Source organism: Hymenobacter fastidiosus, assembly GCF_039539565.1.
Taxonomy (GTDB): Bacteria; Bacteroidota; Bacteroidia; order Cytophagales; family Hymenobacteraceae; genus Hymenobacter; species Hymenobacter fastidiosus.
On sequence record NZ_BAABDJ010000014.1, the window covers coordinates 41,281 to 59,615 of the forward strand.

Genomic DNA, 18,335 nt, shown 5'->3' on the forward strand with positions numbered 1-18,335 from the left:
ACGGCGGCCGGCAGCAACCAGGCGCCGGCCTGGTGGTGCTACCAACGCAAACAGCCGCTCCGGAACCGGAGCGGCTGTTTATTAACGGTACTGCTGACCGGCTACTGGCGCGGGTAGTACTGGTTGAGCAGGTCGAAGGCTTTTTTGCCCCGGGCCTGGTCGCCCACCTGTTCGGCGGCGCGGTACACGCTTTGCAGCGCCATCAGGTTGGTCTGCACTTCCAGGTCGAACAAGGCGCTGTTGTGGGTGCTGTAGTAGGCCAACGACTGCTGGGCCCGGTTGGTCATGGTGTCCATAATCTCGTTGGCGCGGGCCTTGTCGCCCACGGCCACCAGCGGCACCACGAACTGCGGAATGGTGTAGTCGTAGGGAATGGATTTGTCGGGCATCACCGCGAAAGCCTTATCCATCACCTGCTTGGCCTTGGCTTTGTTGCCTTCGGCAAGGTAGGTATCGGTCAGGCGGGAGAACTGCCGGCGGTAGTTGCCGGGGAAGCGCAGGTTGTTTTCGTCGTAAAAGATGTCGGCCCGGTCCAGGTTGCGGTAGGCAAACTTGGTCATCAGGTTTTCATACATCAGGTCCTTAGCTACGTAGCCATCATCCTGACTACGCGGGTCGTAGTTCGGGTCGCGGGCGGGCAGGATGCGGTAAGCCATGCCTTCGAGCTGGAAGTAAGGCTGCAGGTTCATGTAGTCGTCGGAGTTGACGGTCGTGGAGAAGTAGATCGGGCGCTTCCAGTTGTTGGTGGCCAGCATGTCCAGAATCACCAGGTTTTTCTTCTCAATGGCGCCTTTGCCCATATCCCACTCCATGCGCGATACCAGCTGCTTGCGGCGGTCTTTGGGAATAATGCCCAGCTTCTGCACGGCGGCCGTATCGATGGGCAGGAAGAACTTGCGGGTCGGGAACGAGAGCATGGCGCGGCCACTCTGGGTCTGCACCTGCAGCAGGGGGCTGTCCTGGTCCACGAGCTGCACGAACTCCTTCAGGTTGACCTCCTTCACCACCGGATTCTCCACGTAGGGCAGGTAGTCGTTGGTGCCCTGGGCGTAGTCTTCCGCGCTCATCGAAACCGGCAGCGCCTCCGACAGGTAGGAGCGCCGCTTCATCTGGTTGATGTACCAGTCGGTATTCAGGTAGCTCAGCACGGCCACGCGCACGTCGGTGCGGATGCCCTCCACTTCCTGGGCGTACCAGAGGGGGAAGGTGTCGTTGTCGCCGTTGGTGAACAGAATGGCGTTGGGCGCGCAGCTGTTCAACAGGTTTTTGGCTGAATCCACGGAGTTGTAGCGGTCCGAGCGGTCATGGTCGTCCCAGCCCTGGGCCACCATCAGACCCGGGGCCAGCAGGCCCAGCAGGCTGGCGGCCATGGCGCGGGTGCCGTCGGCTTTCAGCACGGCTTTCAGCAAATCGGCCAGCCCCAGCACGCCCAGGCCAATCCAGATGGCAAAGGCGTAGGTGCCGCCGGTGAAGGTATAGTCCCGCTCGCGGGGCTCAATAGGCGGCTGGTTGAGGTAAATAACGATGGCCAGACCCGTGAACAGAAACAGCAGGCCCACGACGAAGGCGTTGCGGCCGTCGCGCCGGGCGTGGAAGAACAGGCCCAGCAAACCCAGAATCAAAGGAATAGCGAAGAAGTTGTTGCGGGCCGGGCTGTCGGCAATGCGCTCCGGCAGGCCGGCTTTGCCGCCATCCGTAGGCCAGATCACGCCGGCCTGCTGAATGTCGCTTTCGCGGCCCACGTAGTTCCAGAGGAAGTAGCGCCAGTACATGTGGCCGATCTGGTACTTGAACAGGTAGCTCAGGTTCTGGCCCATCGTGGGCTTCACGCCTTCCTGAATATCGACCCACTTCTTGTAGTTGTAGATGTGGCTCGGGTCGGGGCTGTAGATGCGCGGCAGCAGCATTTTGTCCTCGTCGCGGTAAATGGTTTCCAGGCGGCGCTCGGCTACCACGTACTGGTCGCCCTTGCGCACGTAGCGGGGCGCGCCTTCCTTCTGGTCGATGGGCTCGGCGCTGAACTGCGGACCGTACAGCAACGGCCGGTCGCCGTACTGCTCCCGCTTCAGGTAGCTCACGAACGACAGCACATCTTCCGGGTTGTTCTCGTTGATGGTAGGGTGGTAGCTGCTGCGGATCGGCACAATGAGGTAGGACGAGTAGCCGATCAGGATAAACACCAGGCACAGCATGGCCGTGTTCACCAGGCGGTTTTGGGTGCGGAACGAATAGCGGAAGCCGAACCAGATCAGGCCTACGAACAACGCCAGAAAAATCACCAGGCCGAAGTTGAACGGCAGCCCCACGCTGTTCACGAAGAACACCTCGAAGCCGCCGGCCAATGACGGCAGGCCCGGGATGATGCCGGCCAGGATCAGCCCGACAATCACGCTGCTGATAACCAGCGTCAGGATGCCGCCCGTCAGGGTAGGGTTGGCGTGCCGACGATAGTAGTAGATAAAGCCCAGGGCCGGAATAGCCAGCAGGTTCAGCAGGTGAACCCCGATGCTGAGGCCGATAACCAGCGCAATCAGAATCAGCCACTTGTCGGAATCCGGCTCGTCGGCGCGGTTTTCCCACTTCATCATAATCCAGACTACCGCCGCCGTGCACAGCGCCGACATGGCGTACACCTCGGCCTCGACGGCGTTGAACCAGAACGAATCGGAGAAGGCGAAGGCCAGCGCGCCCACGGTACCGGCTCCCAGAATCAGCAGGGTCTGGCCCGAGGTGGGCTCGGCAAACCGGTCGTTCTGCATGCCCGGCCGGTCCAGCACCAGCTTTTTGGCCAGCATGGTGATGGTCCAGAACAGGAAGAGCACCGTAAACGAGCTGCTCAGGGCCGACAGCCCGTTGATCAGCACCGAAACCTTGGTGGCATCACCGAAGGAAAACAGCGAAAACAGGCGGCCCAGCAGCAGGAAGGTGGGCGCGCCGGGCGGGTGAGGCACCAGCAGCTTGTAGGAGCAGGCAATGAACTCGCCACAGTCCCAGAAGGAAGCCGTGGGTTCCAGCGTAAGCAGATAGGTGATGGTGGCGACGGCGAAAACCAGCCAGCCCACCAGATTATTCAGGCTTTTGTAACTACGCATACTTGCTTGAGAGTAGGGGCGGGAAACAGTCCCACCCGTCGATGCACGACGGGGCCAGTCGAAAAAAGGAAATCGGAGAAGCGCCAAAAGTAGGCAATAATTCTGGCCGTGCCGCACCGGCGTAAACGGAGAAATACCGCATCCGCGTGCCCAGGACACGAAAAAAGCAGCCGGAAGGTGCGGCTGCTTTTTTCTGAAACCCGGTACAGGGAGAAGCGCTAATTCTGGAGGATCAGGCGTTTGGTGGTCAGGACTTTGTCGTTGGCCAGCAGGCTGTAGAAGTAAATGCCCGAGGGCAGATCCGACAGGTTGACGGGCACGGCGTCGCCGGAAAAGTCGGGTTTCAGCGTCACGGTGCGCACTTCGCGGCCAATCAGGTTGCTCAGGCGCAGCTTGTAGTCCTGCCCGGGTTTCTGGCCCAGCGACACCATCACCATCCCCCGGCTCGGGTTGGGGTACACGCTCAAACCCACGGCGGCGGTTTTTGAGTCCAGCGCAGCCAGCGGCGCGTTGGTTACTACAATCCGGCCTATCATTCCCTGCCAGGGCCCGCCGGGTGTAGCCTGGAAGGAGTGCGGCTGGCAATGGTAGGTGATGGTACCCAGCGTATTGAACGGCCCTCTGGAGGCCGTAGGGTTAGCAGCCGTTACGTTGAACGCTCCAAACGACGTTCCGTCGTCAGCTACGGAAGGATGCGAGCCGGAAACCCATTCCCAGCGCACCTGGTCGCCGGGATTGATGGTGACGGTTTCAGGGGAGAAGTTGTTGGGGTTTCCGTTTACCGTGACGCCTACGCGCACCACAAACGTGGCCGCTAAAGCAGATAACTGAATGAGCATCAGCGCCCACACCAGCAAAAGACGAGTAGAGATTTTCATGGCATTCAGTCGTTGTGGCAACCGCCGATCCGGCGGTTTGGGTTGACAGAGCAGGGGAAGCAGCTAAAGTAAACCAGGGAAGCATCTGGAGCCGCCGGCTGCCTCAGCCCAGACAAGCACCGTGCCCGAAACTGCCCCGGGTAAAGATGCTGGTTCAGACCAAAGGGTTGCGCCCGGGTTTAATTCCCGCTGACTTCCCCGCTGGCTCTCACTCGTGGGGTACGGGTAAAAAGTTGCCACCACCAATGATATATATTTTATTTAATGGATATATCGGATTTCCTGTAGTCCGAAGGTGTGCAGCTGGCCTTCGATTTCGACGGCCAGCCGGCCGGTTTCGTCTACGCCCACAATCTGCCCCCACACCTTCTGGCCGGCCACTTCGTATTCGTGGCGTTCCTGGTAGCGGTATAATACCTGCAGATAGTCGTAGCGGAGCTGGGCCAGGCGTCCGGCGCGTAGCTGCAGATAGCGGCGCTCCAGGCACTCAAGCAGGCGAGTCGCCTGCGCGGGCAGGGCATAAATGTGCCCCGTGAGTCGGGCTACCGAGGTGGCGGTGGGCACTGCGAATTCCTGCTGGTTTACGTTCAGCCCAATGCCAACAATACTGTATTGAATCTTCGGGCCGCTGAGCGTGTTTTCGATCAGGATACCCCCTAATTTTTGGGCGCCATAAAAAATGTCGTTGGGCCACTTCACCCGCAGGCTTTCGGCGGCACCCAGCACCTGCCGGGCCCAGTCGAGCACGCCCAGGGCGACGGCCTGACTAAGCTGAAACTGGTCGGTGGGGGCCAGAAACGTGGGCTTCCAAACGACTGTCAGCGTCAGGTTCTCGCCGGGAGCTGCTTCCCAACGGTTGCCCCGCTGTCCGCGGCCCGCCGTTTGTTTGTCGGTTATGACGGTACAGCCGTCGGTGGCGCTGTTTTTGACTAGGAGGGCCTGCGCCTCGGCATTGGTCGAGGTACATTCGGGCAACCAGATGATTTGCTGGCCCGTGAAGAGCGTTTGGGGGGATAGTGCCTCCACCTGTTTTTCTTACTTTGTGACTTCAAACCTAACAATACCCTATGAAAAGTACCCTGGTTCGGCAGGATTCAGACAGATTGGCAGACATCGTAGTACGCGGCATGCAGGAAAAAAAAGCGGCTGATATCGTAGTGCTCAATCTGAAAGACCTCAAAAACGCGGTAGCCGACTATTTCGTCATCTGCTCCGCGTCTTCCGATACGCAGATCGACGCCATTGCGCGCTCAGTGGAAGAAGAAGTGGAAAAACTTACCGGTCAGAGCCCCTGGCAGACCGAAGGCCGGATGCACCGGGAATGGGTGCTGCTCGATTACGTTGATGTGGTCGTGCATGTGTTTCTGCGCGACCGGCGGCAGTTCTACGCCCTGGAAGAGTTGTGGGGCGATGCTGAAATCAGCCACATTACGGAAGAAGCGGCGGCCGTGTAAAGTAAAACGGGCCTGAGTTCGTTTCAACAATTACGCAGGCGGCGTGTTCCGCCTATGTTATTCGTTTAGTAACTCCTTTTCATGCCAGATACAACGCCCAAAAAGAAGAAGCCCATTCTGCCTACGCCCGCCCCGCGGCCTAGCATGCAGATGTGGGTGCTGGCTGGGTTGGTGGTGTTCATCTTCGGGATGCTCTTCCTCAACCGCAGCAGTTCCAGTGTCGAAATCAACCAGCAGCGCTTCAAGCAGATGCTGGTCGCCGGTGACGTGCGTGATGTGACGCTTATTAATGACCGTTTGGTAGAGGTAATGCTCAAGCCGGAGGCCGCTAAAACCGAGAAGTACAGCTCGGAGCTCAGCCGCCGGGGGCCGCTTTCCATTGACGCCGGTCCGCAGTATAGCTTCCGGGTGGTTGATGGAAAAACCTTCAAGGATGACCTGGACAAGATGCAGGCTACCCTGCCGGAAAACCAGCAGGTAGGTCTCAACATCGACTCGCGGCAGGGCTACGGCGACCTGATCGGCACCTGGGGCTTCATGATTCTGGTGATGGTGGGCTTCTGGTTCCTGCTCCGGCGCATGAGTGGCGGCGCGGGTGGCCCCGGCGGCCAGATCTTCAACATCGGTAAAAGCCGGGCTGCTCTCTTCGAAGGTGGCGACAAGGTGAAGATTACCTTTAAGGATGTAGCCGGGCTGGAAGAAGCCAAGGAGGAAGTCGAGGAAATCGTGGAGTTTCTGAAGAACCCCTCCAAGTTCACGGTCCTCGGCGGTAAGATCCCGAAAGGCGCCTTGCTGGTCGGTCCTCCCGGTACGGGCAAGACCCTGATGGCGAAAGCCGTGGCCGGTGAAGCCGACGTACCGTTCTTCTCCCTGTCGGGTTCCGACTTCGTGGAAATGTTTGTGGGAGTAGGCGCGGCCCGGGTGCGCGACTTGTTTAAGCAAGCCAAAGCCAAGGCTCCCTGCATCATCTTCATCGACGAAATCGACGCCATTGGCCGCAGCCGTTCCCGCGGCAATATGCCCGGCGGCAACGACGAGCGTGAAAACACGCTCAACTCCCTGCTGGTCGAAATGGACGGTTTCGGCACCGATTCCGGGGTTATCATCCTGGCCGCCACCAACCGCCCCGACACCCTGGATTCGGCCCTGCTGCGTCCCGGTCGGTTCGACCGGCAGATCAGCATTGACAAGCCCGACATCAACGGCCGCACCCAGATCTTTGAGGTGCACCTGAAGCCGCTGACGCTGGGCCCCGATGTGGATGCCCGGAAGCTGGCCGCCCAGACGCCTGGTTTTGCCGGCGCTGAAATTGCCAACGTCTGCAACGAAGCCGCCCTCATTGCTGCCCGCCGCGACAAGAAGATGGTGACGATGCAGGACTTCACCGATGCCGTTGACCGCGTGATCGGGGGCCTGGAGAAGAAGAACAAGATTATCTCGCCCGGCGAAAAGCGTATCGTGGCGTACCACGAAGCAGGCCACGCCATTGCCGGCTGGTTCCTGGAACACGCCGATCCGCTGGTGAAGGTGAGTATTGTCCCCCGGGGCGTAGCCGCGCTGGGCTATGCGCAGTACCTGCCCCGGGAACAGTTCCTCTACAACACCGAGCAGCTCACCGACGAGATGTGCATGGCCCTGGGCGGCCGCGCCGCTGAGGAGCTGGTGTTCGGTAAGATTTCGACCGGGGCCTTGTCCGACCTGGAGCGCATCACCAAGATGGCCTACAGTATCGTGACGATGTACGGCATGAACGACAAGCTGGGTAACATCTCCTTCTACGACTCGAAAGGGCAGAATGAGTACGGCTTCTCCAAGCCCTATTCGGAAGCTACGTCGCAGATGATTGACGAGGAAGTCCGCACCATTGTGGCCAACGCTTACACCCGGACCAAGGAGCTGCTTACCGAGCGCCGCCACGAGCTGGAGGTAATTGCCAAGGAGCTACTCGAAAAGGAAGTGTTGCTGCAGGAAGACCTCACCCGCCTCGTGGGCAAGCGTCCTTACGATACCCAGACCTCCTATCAGGCTCACATGGCCGGCACCGACCGCAGTGAGACGCTGAGTGAGCTGAAGCAGGAGCATCCCGTGCCGCTCAGCAACGACCTACCGGAGAATGATCTGCCCGGTATGAACGATAATTCCCCCGATACCAGTCGTTCTGACGTACCCTACGGCAACGCCGCTACCCCTATTGGGTAAGTAAGCAAAACCGTTTGCTGGTTCTCAGACGCAAAAAAGCCAAGCCGATTTACGGCTTGGCTTTTTTGCGTCTGACAGCTGATTCGATGACGGGAATCCCTAGTTAACGACGGTAAATTCTTTTACTACCACCGCCGACGTAGAAGAGGAAAGCGAAACATTGTTCTCCGTGTTCCAGGCCAGGGAAAGTGACTGACCAGAGCTCAACGGCTGGTTGGTAGTAACGAATATCCAGAGCTTTTCGCCCTTGGGGCGGCTTGGCAGCACGAAGCGTTTGGCTAATTTGCCTCCGTTGGTTTCGGCCCAGGTGATGGTGCCGCCCAGCAAAGTAGGTTTAGCCGCCTGAGCATCCGACTCGGTGGTGGCCACGCCGAAGCTGCCGGTGGTAGCTGAGCCACTGAGTCCTTTCATGTTGAAATCGAAAAAGATGTCGAACGGACCAACAGCGGCGACAGGAGCAGGTAGAGGCTTATCGGCGCAACCCGAGAACAGGAGCGCTGACAAGGCCAGGGCTGCGGAAGAAATAAGATGTTTCATGAGGGGAAAATGAATAGAACTGAACCGTAAGGTGCCAACTTGCCCGCACGACCCAAGTCGTGGCGGCTGGCTGAAGGGTACCCGGGAGCAAATGTCCGAAGTTCGGAATAAGTTCCGGGCTTCTGTTTCCCGTGAATAGCTGCCAACGACTACCTTTACTCTCCATGGCCGAGTCATCCCGCGACCTTATTCTTCGCCGCATCCGTGAAGCACTGCAGCCGCCGAGCGCGCCGTTGGCCGCGCCTGATTTCACGGCCCCCGTGTTTCCCGGCCTGACCGCGGATCTGGCCGTGGCTTTTGCCGAGAGCTTCGTGCGCAGCGGGGGCCTGTTTTACTACTGTGTTTCGGAAGAACATTTCTATGACCAGCTCTTTACCTACAAGCAGGAAAAGAGCCTCGACAACCTGTACGTATGGGAGCCGGAGCTGAAAAAGCTGCTGCACGCGGGCGGTATCGGTTTCGTGGGCGACGAAACGGATTGGATAGCTAAAGCTGATGCGGGACTGACCACCTGCGAAGCCCTGGTGGCCCGCACGGGCAGCGTGCTGGTCAGCGCGGGCAGTGCCAGTGGCCGCCGCCTGAGTATTTATCCGGATCAGCACTTGGTGCTGGCCCGCACTTCCCAGATTGTACCGGATATCGGCGACGCCTTGCGGCTGATGCAACAGCACTACGGCGACAAGTTGCCGTCCATGATTTCCCTGACGACGGGCCCAAGCCGGACGGCGGATATTGAGAAAACGCTGGTCCTGGGGGCCCATGGCCCGCGCAGCATCGCACTGTTTCTGTTGGATGACGACGCGCCCGAAGCAACTGCCTGACCTTGCGCTGCCACCCGGCCGCCAGGTATATTTCGCGTCGGACTTTCACCTCGGGGCCCCTGATGCGGTGCGTTCAGCGGAGCGCGAGCGGAAAATCGTGCGCTGGCTCGACCAGATTGCGCCGGATGCGGCGGCGGTGTATTTGGTGGGCGATATTTTCGACTTCTGGTTTGAATACCGTCATGCTATTCCCCGGGGCTTCATCCGGTTGCAGGGAAAGCTGGCCGAGCTCACCGACGCGGGTATTCCGGTTAGCTTCTTCACCGGCAACCACGACATGTGGATGTTCGACTACTTCACCAAGGAGCTGAATATCCCGATTCTGCGGGAGCCGGTAAGCCAGCGCATTGGCCAGCAGGTATTCCATATCGGCCACGGCGACGGACTGGGCCCCAAGGACTACACGTACAAAGTGCTGAAGCAGATTTTTGCTTCGCCAACGGCGCAATGGCTGTTTGCGCGGCTGCATCCCAACTTCGGCATCGGGCTGGCCAACGCCTGGAGCCGTCGGAGCCGCATTCAGAATACGGTTGCCGACGAGCAGTACTTCGGCGACGACGAATGGCTGCTCGTTTACTGCCGGGAACTGGAGCAGCGCCACCACCACGATTTCTACGTGTTCGGCCACCGCCACCTGCCTCTGAACGTGGAAGTGGCTCCGGGCAGCCGCTACGTGAACCTGGGGGAGTGGGTCAATTATTGCTCCTACGCCGAATACGATGGACACGAACTGGCTTTGCGGCATTTTGAGCAGCAGTAGAGCTGAGCGCTCGGAGGGGAGCCCTCAGAACTCCGGGCGCGGGCTGCCGGGCCGGGGGCTGCGGCTTCTGCTGTGCTCCGTTCTCATATCGGCCTTCTCCCTGCTAAACGCCTGGGCCCAGACCACCGTGCCGGCCGCGGGCTCGGTAGCGCCGGCAGCTACTTTGGCCCCGGTAACCTCCACGCCCGTCGCCGGCAAGTCCACGCCCGGCGCCGAGGCCGGCGATGCAAACGGCTGGACGTTGATGCGCACAATCAAGCTCGCCCAGCCCGGAGCCGCCTCCCTGGACCGGCGGGGTAATCTGTACGTCGCCGACGAGCAAGATAACATTCACCAGTATGGGGCCGATGGGCAGGCGCTTAACGTGTACTCGCCACCCCAGCCGGGCCACACGGCTCAGATTGAAGCCTGGAATACCGCCAAAATTCTGGTTTTCTACGACGACCGTCAGCAGATTGTGCTGCTCGACCGGTTCCTGGCTCCCCTCACCGAGGTACGGCTCCCCGATTTTATCGATGGGCAGATTCGTGCTGCCACGCTGGCGCCCGATGACCGGCTCTGGCTTTTCAACGAAAGTGACCTGACCCTGCGCCAGTTCGATCCTACGCCCCAGCGGCTGACGCTGAGTACCCCGCTGGATCTGATTATTGGCCGGTCCAGGCCCGATTTCCGCTTTCTGCGCCAGTATCAGAACAACCTTTATCTGGTTGACCGCACCAGTGGCATCTTCGTGTTCGACAACCTCGGGAACTACCGTAAAAAGCTGCCTTTCACCGGGCTGACTACGATTGGCTTCCGCGGCGATGAGCTGTATTACCTGACCGATAGTACGGTCCACTTCTTTCACCTCTATACCTTCACCGAGCGCACCCTCGCCCTTGCGGCTGCGCCGGTACGGCAGGTGCTGTTCGGCGAGCAGTATGCTTACGTGCTGACTGCCGGCAGTATTCTGGTGTATAAGATGTAGCCTGCCCGCGACGCAATCAACTAGTGGTGGCCGGAATACCGGCTGGTGAAATCTCCTGTCGGCCGCATGCCGGGCAGGAGATTTCCCGTTTCGGGTGGTCCGCTAATCATCGGTTGACCCTGCTCTGGCCAGGGGTTGGGCTGAGCTGAACGGTAGCAACCAAGCAGGCCAGACGTCGTTAGCTTTTGTAACCGGAGCCTTGCGGGTCGCCGTTGCTCTGCCGTCTGATCTTCCACCATTACCTCCTGATTCTGATGAAAGCACTCGTGTATCACGGCATGAAAGATGTCCGCGTCGACACCGTCGATGACCCCAAAATCGAAGAGGCGCGTGACGCCATCATCCGCGTTACCAGCACGGCTATCTGCGGCTCCGACCTGCATATTTACAATGGCAGTATTCCCCAGCCCCGGCCCATGGTGCTTGGGCACGAGTTCATGGGTATCGTAGAAGAAGTGGGTAAGGGCGTAGGAGGTAAGCTCAAAGTCGGCGACCGGGTGGTGGTGCCCTTTCCCATTGCCTGCGGCACCTGCTTTTTCTGCAACCACGAGCTGCCCGGCCACTGCGAAAACTCCAACCCCGACCACTACGGTCCCGAAGGCGGGCTGCTGACGGAGAAAGGGGGGGCCCTGTTTGGGTATACCGATATTTACGGCGGCTACAACGGCGGACAGGCCGAGTATGTGCGCGTACCCTACGCCGACTACGGTCCCCGCGTTATTCCCGACTCGCTTACCGATGAGCAGGCCCTGTTCCTGACCGATATTTTCCCGACCGGCTACTCGGGCATCGACTGGGCCGACGTGAAAGGCGGCGAATCCATTGCTATTTTCGGCGCGGGCCCGGTGGGGATTATGGCCGCCAAATCGGCCTGGCTGCGCGGGGCAGCGCGGGTAGTGATTATTGATACGCTACAGTACCGCCTCGACAAGGCTAAAGCGACGGCCAGCGTGGAAACCATCCTCTGGGACGGGGCCAAGAGCGTAGTGGAGCAGATCCGGGCCATGACCGAGGGCCGGGGCGCGGATGTGTGCGTGGAGTGCGTCGGCTTTGAGCCCGACCGGGATCTGCTGGACCGGGCCAAGGCCGTTATCAACTTCGAAAAAGGCTCTGACAAAGTGCTTACCACCTGCATGAGCGCCGTGCGCCGTGGGGGAGTAGTAACGGTGCTGGGCGTGTACAGCACGCCTTTCGACAATTTCCCTGTGCATCAGTTCTTCGATAAAGGCATTACGATCCGCGGCGGACAGGCTCCGGCGCAAAAGCATATCGACAAGCTGCTGCAATACGTGGTGGAGGGTAAGGTAAAGCTCGACGATATCATCACCCACCGCCTGCCGCTGGCCGAAGCGGTCCACGGCTACGACATTTTTCGTAACAAGAAGGAAGACTGCGTGAAGGTGGTGCTCAAGCCCTAGCCGGGCTTATGGGTAGTGTTTCCAGCACGACCTGCCCCGGGCAGGTCGTGCTTTTTTGAGTGCCGCCCGCCGGGTAGTCAACCTTCGGCTCGGCCAACAGGCCTTTCTTTTGTCTTTCGCCCATCAGGCGTATGCCGACGAGTATTCCCGGAAGTCTACCCTCCTGGTTGATGGTGCGTTTTTGCGGGTTGGGCTCTTGTCGTGGGGTGCTGGTGGTGCCGGCGGTGGGTGGCAGCTCTTTGGCCACGGTAGGCCGGAGCCGGGGCCCGGGCCTGGAGAAAAGCAGCTCCGCAAGCAAAGCCGCCCCGGCGGTTCGTCGCATCGGGGCGGCCGATGCCCACTCGTATTCTTTTCGGGTGCAGGTGTTCAGCCGGCCGGACTTTGACGCCTGGGTTCGGCAGGCCCTGCCCGGGCTGACAGTCAGTAGCCCCTCCGCCGACCGGATGCTGGTGAACATCAGCGGCGTAACGGGGGGCCCGCGGCGGCGGCGACGGGCCTGCCCGTGGGTGAAATTTGTGGACGGGCCCAACCGGGCCGCGCACGAAGAGCGGCAGATGGTGGGCCACAACCTGGCTACCAATCGGGTGACGTCGCTGCACCGGCAGTTGCCCCGCCGGGCCGGGCAGTTTCCACCAAGGAAAACCCTTTCGATCCGGCTGACCTCGACCTGCGGGGCCGGGTGCTCAACGCCGGGGCCATTCCCGGCCCGGCGGCCATTCATGCCACGACCATGGCTACCATCGTCGCCGGGGCGGGCAATACGGAGCCGACCGGCCGGGGGGGGCCTGGCAGGCCCAGGGGGCTACCTCCGATTTCGCCCAGCTGCTGCAGGCCGGCATTGCGGTGCCGAATCACGCGTATGGCGTTGGTATTGAAAACTTCTACGGCCTCGAGTCCCGGGCCTACGACCAGCAGACCCGCCGGTTTCCCGCCCTACTCCACGTCTCTTCATCGGGTAACGCGGGTGCTCAGGCCAGTCCTGAGGGCCTGTATCGGGCCTGGCTGGCGTAGCCAACCTGACCGGGCAGTTCAAGCTGTCGAAGAATCTACAGCCAGTCCGAAAGCGTCCAGTACGTGGCCGCCGACGATTTGCAGCTTTATCCGAATCCCGTGGCAGCGGGGGAGCCGCTACAGGTGATTCAGGGGAAGGTGGTCCGCTGCACGTGCGGCTCTACGACGCGGTAGGGCAGCTGGTCGGGGAGGCTGCCGAAGGAGGCTACTGAAGAAGGACAGGTGAAGCAGTTTGATACCCGCCCCCTCAGAAAGGGCTGGTATAGGCTGCGTATCCGCACCGTCAACGGCCGCTGCCTGCCGTGCCGGGTGGTGATTATCTGATGGTTGAGGTTTTCTATTTGACGATCAGGCTGCCGCGCAGCATGCCCATACCGCAGGTGAACGGGAAGGTGCCCGCCTGCTGGGGCAGTAGCTCCACCAGGGTGGTTTTGAAAGCCGGCAGGTCGCGGCGGATGCTGAAGTCCGGCAGCAGCAGCTCCTCGGAGCAGCTGTTTTCCTCGTCGCGGTAGAAGCTCAGCCGCACGGGCTTGCCGCGCTCCACCTCAATCACGTCGGGCGAGTACCCGCCCTTCACGGTGATGTCGACTTCCTGCACGCCGCTGGAACCGGACACGGCGCTGGTCGTTTGGCGGGCCGAGAAAAAGAAGTACCAGATGACAAAGGCCGAAAGGGCCAGCCCGGTCAGCGTGACAATGATTTCGGTGGTATCCATGAAAAAGGAGTTGAGGAGTAAAAAGTAAGAATTCAATCAAAAGCTGGCCAATGGTTTCCGCGGTAAGGCGGTTCTGACGAGCAATTCTTAGTTTTTGCTTGGAGTGAAGCTCCTAAGGCGCAACGAGTTGGTGAGGACGGAGACGGAGCTCAGGGCCATAGCCCCCGCCGCCAGCATGGGCGAGAGCAGCAGCCCGAAGAAGGGGTACAGCAGCCCGGCGGCCACCGGAATGCCCAGCGTATTATAGAGGAAAGCAAAAAACAGGTTCTGCCTGATGGTGCGGATGGTCTGGCGCGACAGCTCAATGGCCGTGACCACACCCTGCAGGTCGGAGCGCATGAGGGTGATGCCGGCGGCTTCCATAGCCACGTCGGTGCCGCCGCCCATGGCCAGGCCGATGTCGGCCTGGGCCAGCGCCGGCGCGTCGTTGATGCCGTCGCCGACCATGGCCACGGTACGCCCTTCGGCCTGCAGCTCCTTCACCTTACCGGCCTTGTCCTGGGGCAGGACTTCGGCGAAGTAGCGCGTGATGCCAACCAGCTGCGCCACCTGAGCGGCGGTTTGGGGGTTGTCGCCGGTCATCAGCACGACTTCGATGCCCATGCTCTGCAGCCGCCTGATGGCCGCCGCCGAGGTGTCGCGCACGGTATCAGCCACGCCGATAAGGCCCACGGCTCGTCCGGCCACGGCCACGTAGAGCACGGTTTTGGCCTGGGCCAGCAGTGCTTCGGCCTGGGCCGTGAAGTCGGGATTCAGCGTGACGCCGGCCTCGGTTAAAAGCCGGCGGTTGCCGATAAATACGGGCTCGCCGTTGACCGTTGCCCCTGCGCCTTTTCCCTCCAGAGCCCGGAAATCAGTGGCCGGCACGGCCGCTACCTGTCGGGCGTCGGCGTACCGGACCACGGCTTCGGCCAGCGGGTGCTCCGACTGCCGCTCTACGGCCGCTACCAGCTGCAGCAGCAGTCCCGCAGCCTGGCCGGCCATGGGCACGAAGTCCGTGACGGCGGGCTCACCCCGGGTGATGGTACCGGTTTTGTCCAGCAGCACGGTATTCACCTGGTACGCTTTTTCCAGCGCCTCGGCATTGCGAATCAGCACCCCGTGCTCGGCCCCCTTACCGGTGCTAACCATGATGGCCGTGGGCGTGGCCAGGCCCAGCGCGCAGGGGCAGGCAATGATGAGTACGGCCACGAAGTTGACCAAAGCCAGCGGCAGGCGGGATTCTACGGGAGCTAAATTGAACCAGAGCACAAACGTGAGGATGGCAATGACGACCACCGTGGGCACGAAAATGGCGCTGACCTTATCGGCGAGCCGCTGAATGGGCGCGCGGCTACCCTGGGCATCTTCCACCAGCTTCACAATCTGCGCGAGCATGGTGTCAGCCCCTACTTTGGTTACGCGGAAGCGGAAGGAGCCCGTCTTATTCAGGGTGGCGCCGAATACCGGGTCACCGGCTTTTTTCTCCACCGGCAGGCTTTCGCCGGTGAGCATGGCCTCATCCACGGCCGAGTGGCCTTCCTCGATCAGACCATCGGTGGCAACTTTCTCGCCGGGGCGCACCACGATGATGTCGTTGAGCTGCACCTGCTCGATGGGCACATCCACTTCCTGGCCGCCGGGGCGCACCACCCGGGCCGTCCTGGCCTGCAGGCCCATCAGGGATTTCATGGCCGCGGAAGTCTGGGTTTTGGCGCGCAGCTCCAGCACCTTGCCCAGCAGAATCAGGGCAATAATAGTGGCCGTGGTATCGTAGTACACTTCCGGCAGCAGCCCGCGGCTGGTGAAGAAGCCGGGCACCACGGTAGCCGCCAAACTGTAGAGGAAGGCCGCGCCGGTACCCACGGCAATAAGCGTATCCATGTTGGCGGCCCGGTGCCTGAAGCCGTTCCAGGCCGAGGTGTAGAACTCCCGGCCGCTATACAGCAGCACCGGCAGCGTGAGTGCCAGTAAGCCGTAATTGAGCCATTGCATGTTGATGCGCGCCATCATCGCGGGCCAGAGCATGAGCATGCTCAGGGGCATGATGATAACCGCCAGCCCCGCGGCCACCCGGAAGCGGCGCTTAAGCTTGAGGTAGGCCAGGGCTTTCTGCCGGTCGATTTCGGCGCTCCGCTCGGCCGCGCTGGTGTCGGGGGCGCGCTCCGTAACGCCGTAGCCCGCGTTGACCACGGCGGCCTTCAGCGTGGCCGGGTTCGTCTGGGCCGGCAGGTAGTCGATGGTAGCTTTTTCGGTGGCGAAGTTGACCACGGCCCGCTGCACGCCGGGCGTGCGGGTAAGGGACTTCTCGACGAAGGACGCGCACGAAGCGCAGGTCATGCCTGCGATGTCGAGGGTCTCGGTTTTGGAGGATGGTTCCATAGCTGTAATTGCGTAGGCCGGAATTCCGGCCCTGTTCGTAGTCTGCTCCGGCTTCGGGAAGACCAGTGCAAAGGAACGGCTATCCGGCCGCGGAGTTGGTACGGAATCCTTCCTTAGACTTGCATAATTTGCACCAGCCCCCGGCACCGGCCTTATAGAATCACGCCCTGCAGTTGCATAATTTGGCGGTGGACCGCTAGGCCGCGCACCCGTGATTCTCCGCTCATACGCCCCGCCGGGCACTGTTTAGCTGGCTTTAGCTTGCCGGTTGAAGTGACGGATAATCCAGGGTGGAACCCTTTAGCCGAAAATTCAGTAAAGAATTTGGCTTTTCCTTTCGGGGAGAAGCCTACTTTTGCCGCTGCTTACTCTTTGTCATGTTCCGTAGCCTGTTCCCTTTCCGACGCTTGCTGGCGACGACCTTTCTGGTCGTCTTCGTCAACGTGTTCGTGGGCCAGTGCTACTGCGCTACGCTTACTCCCCCGTCGGCAATGAGCCTGGCGCGGGCCACATCCGCTGCCCTGGCTAAGCCTGCGCACCCGGGCTGCGCAGGTCATAGCAAAGTGGCCAGCCCGGCCAAAGCCCGGGCCGCTGCCTCCCACCAGTCAACCAGTAAGCACGACTGCTGCAAGGACAAGTCGGCTTCGCTGCTTTCCTCGCTGACGACCCCGGTCGACAAGCAGGTTTTTACGCCCGCCTCGGCCTTGTTGCCGGAGGCCGCGGAGTTCTGCTTCCGGTCTGCCGCGGGCCGGTGGGACCGGACCAACGCGGTAGTGCTGGTGCTCCGGGAGCATCTGCCGCCCAAAATACCCGACATCCGGATTTTTATTCAGTCCCTGACGGTCTGATTCTGCTGACGCGCTGAGGCTCGCCCCGGCATAGCTATGCTATGTCCGGGCGGGCCTTTTCGTTGGCGCGTCCACCCGGCATCCCGGCCCACCGCCTTCCTTTTTTCCTGGCTTACTGCCGCCAACAACGAAGAGTTGCTGCGGAAAAGCAGGCGGCTCTGCGGCCTCTTCAGGACCCGGCTTGCTGCCTGCTCTACGCCGTGGCCGCCGCCGTGCCGGGCTTCGTGCGCTGGTGGCGTTCACAGAAAAAATCCTTCACCGGAAGCCCAAACGCCGCTGATTCGGGCGGCCAAATCTTCAACTCCCATATCAATCCTATGTACCGCACTCCGCTTTCCCTGCTGGCGCTGGCCGGCCTGATGACCTTCGCCAGCTGCTCCTCCGATTCGGCTTCCAGCAGCGCCACCGACACCGTGACTACGCCCTCCAACGGCCCGGCCGCAGGCACTGCCGACCACGGTGGGGGCCACACCTATGCCTGCCCCATGCACCCCGAGGTGACCAGCACTAAGGAGGGCGACAAGTGCCCCAAGTGCGGCATGAACCTGGAGCATAACGACCAGGTGGCCAACGGCAAGGCCTACGAAATGAAGCTGGTGCCCACGCCCACGGAGCTCACTGCCGGCCAGCCCGCCACGCTGGCTTTCACGCCCCGCGAGACGGGCAATGAGGCTGTGCCCGTGCCGCTGGCCGTGGTGCACGAGAAGAAAATTCACCTCATCATCGTCAGCAAAGACCTGGGCCAGTTCTACCACGAACACCCCGAATACACCGCCGACGGCGACTACAAGGTGAAGTATACCTTCCCCAAGGGCGGCGACTACGTGCTGTTTCAGGACTACACGCCCACGGGCTCGGGCCACCAGCTGGGCCGCCAGCCCGTGACGGTGAAGGGCGCGGCCTACGCGCCGGTGAAGTTCAAAAACGACGACATGCAGTGGGACCAGGACGGCTATAAGGCCACGCTTTCCTTCGACAAGGCGCTGACCGTGGGCCAGCTGCTGGGCCTGAAAATCACCATCAGCAAGGACGGCCAGCCCGTGACGGACCTGGCCAACTACCTCGGCGCGCTGGGCCACGTGGTGGTCATCAGCGAAGACACGGAACGCTACCTGCACGTACACCCCAACGACCAGGCCGACAAGGGTCCCGCCATCGGCTTCAATACCAATTTTGAAGCTCCCGGGCTGTACCGCGTGTTTCTGCAGTTCAATCACGCGGGCAAGGTTCACACCGGCAACTTCACCATCAACGTGAAGGCTCCGGCCGCTTAA

Annotated in this window: 15 protein-coding genes; 8 read left to right on the forward strand and 7 right to left on the reverse strand. The window is 61.0% G+C overall.

The window, feature by feature from the left end:
* Positions 1-101 precede the first annotated feature (101 nt).
* The 3 genes from ABD833_RS08720 to ABD833_RS08730 all read right to left on the reverse strand — a co-directional run bounded on the left by ABD833_RS08720 (position 102) and on the right by ABD833_RS08730 (position 4,945).
* Positions 102-3,092 carry a protein O-mannosyl-transferase family gene (locus tag ABD833_RS08720; RefSeq protein WP_345072381.1) on the reverse strand — a complete coding sequence of 997 codons (2,991 nt, stop codon included), beginning with the start codon at positions 3,090-3,092 and terminating at the stop codon, positions 102-104.
* A 218-nt stretch (positions 3,093-3,310) separates the two neighbouring features.
* Positions 3,311-3,970 (reverse strand): T9SS type A sorting domain-containing protein, encoded by a 660-nt coding sequence (locus ABD833_RS08725; protein ID WP_345072382.1) that lies wholly within the window; start codon positions 3,968-3,970, stop codon positions 3,311-3,313.
* 261 nt (positions 3,971-4,231) lie between these two features.
* Complete coding sequence (locus tag ABD833_RS08730) at positions 4,232-4,945, reverse strand: biotin--[acetyl-CoA-carboxylase] ligase (protein WP_345072384.1); 714 nt, start codon at positions 4,943-4,945, stop codon at positions 4,232-4,234.
* Positions 4,946-5,037: 92 nt separating this feature from the next.
* On the opposite strand from ABD833_RS08730, the gene rsfS reads away from it, so the two are divergent.
* Entirely contained in the window at positions 5,038-5,424 is a 387-nt protein-coding gene (gene rsfS, locus ABD833_RS08735; RefSeq protein WP_345072386.1) for a ribosome silencing factor, read from the forward strand.
* An 81-nt stretch (positions 5,425-5,505) separates the two neighbouring features.
* Positions 5,506-7,623: an ATP-dependent zinc metalloprotease FtsH gene (gene ftsH / locus ABD833_RS08740; protein ID WP_345072387.1), complete on the forward strand. Its 2,118-nt coding sequence runs from the start codon at positions 5,506-5,508 to the stop codon at positions 7,621-7,623.
* Between the two features lie 99 nt (positions 7,624-7,722).
* Here ftsH and ABD833_RS08745 read toward each other — a convergent pair whose 3' ends face one another.
* A complete protein-coding gene (locus ABD833_RS08745; RefSeq protein ID WP_345072389.1) occupies positions 7,723-8,160 on the reverse strand; it encodes a hypothetical protein in 438 nt (145 codons plus the stop codon).
* A gap of 164 nt (positions 8,161-8,324) precedes the next feature.
* On the opposite strand from ABD833_RS08745, the gene ABD833_RS08750 reads away from it, so the two are divergent.
* Positions 8,325-8,981 carry a LutC/YkgG family protein gene (locus ABD833_RS08750; RefSeq protein WP_345072390.1) on the forward strand — a complete coding sequence of 219 codons (657 nt, stop codon included), beginning with the start codon at positions 8,325-8,327 and terminating at the stop codon, positions 8,979-8,981.
* Complete coding sequence (locus ABD833_RS08755; RefSeq protein ID WP_345072392.1) at positions 8,953-9,741, forward strand: UDP-2,3-diacylglucosamine diphosphatase; 789 nt, start codon at positions 8,953-8,955, stop codon at positions 9,739-9,741. Before ABD833_RS08750 ends, ABD833_RS08755 begins: the two co-directional genes overlap by 29 nt.
* A gap of 24 nt (positions 9,742-9,765) precedes the next feature.
* On the opposite strand, the gene ABD833_RS08760 is transcribed toward ABD833_RS08755, so the two are convergent.
* A complete protein-coding gene (locus tag ABD833_RS08760) occupies positions 9,766-9,993 on the reverse strand; it encodes a hypothetical protein (protein ID WP_345072394.1) in 228 nt (75 codons plus the stop codon).
* Between ABD833_RS08760 and ABD833_RS08765 the strand changes: the two genes are divergently transcribed.
* On the forward strand, positions 9,986-10,708 hold the full coding sequence (locus ABD833_RS08765) for a hypothetical protein (protein WP_345072395.1): 723 nt from the start codon (positions 9,986-9,988) through the stop codon (positions 10,706-10,708). The two genes, ABD833_RS08760 and ABD833_RS08765, sit on opposite strands and share 8 nt — an antisense overlap.
* 254 nt (positions 10,709-10,962) lie before the next feature.
* Positions 10,963-12,126 carry a zinc-dependent alcohol dehydrogenase gene (locus tag ABD833_RS08770; RefSeq protein ID WP_345072396.1) on the forward strand — a complete coding sequence of 388 codons (1,164 nt, stop codon included), beginning with the start codon at positions 10,963-10,965 and terminating at the stop codon, positions 12,124-12,126.
* 1,348 nt (positions 12,127-13,474) lie between these two features.
* Here the strand turns inward: ABD833_RS08770 and ABD833_RS08775 are convergent.
* Both ABD833_RS08775 and ABD833_RS08780 read right to left on the reverse strand, forming a co-directional pair.
* On the reverse strand, positions 13,475-13,852 hold the full coding sequence (locus tag ABD833_RS08775; protein WP_345072397.1) for a cupredoxin domain-containing protein: 378 nt from the start codon (positions 13,850-13,852) through the stop codon (positions 13,475-13,477).
* 87 nt (positions 13,853-13,939) lie between these two features.
* Positions 13,940-16,213: a heavy metal translocating P-type ATPase gene (locus ABD833_RS08780; RefSeq protein ID WP_345072398.1), complete on the reverse strand. Its 2,274-nt coding sequence runs from the start codon at positions 16,211-16,213 to the stop codon at positions 13,940-13,942.
* 377 nt (positions 16,214-16,590) lie between these two features.
* Here ABD833_RS08780 and ABD833_RS08785 point away from each other — a divergent pair, with 377 nt between their 5' ends.
* On the forward strand, positions 16,591-17,061 hold the full coding sequence (locus ABD833_RS08785) for a hypothetical protein (RefSeq protein ID WP_345072400.1): 471 nt from the start codon (positions 16,591-16,593) through the stop codon (positions 17,059-17,061).
* A 317-nt stretch (positions 17,062-17,378) separates the two neighbouring features.
* A complete protein-coding gene (locus ABD833_RS08790) occupies positions 17,379-18,335 on the forward strand; it encodes a heavy metal-binding domain-containing protein (protein ID WP_345072402.1) in 957 nt (318 codons plus the stop codon).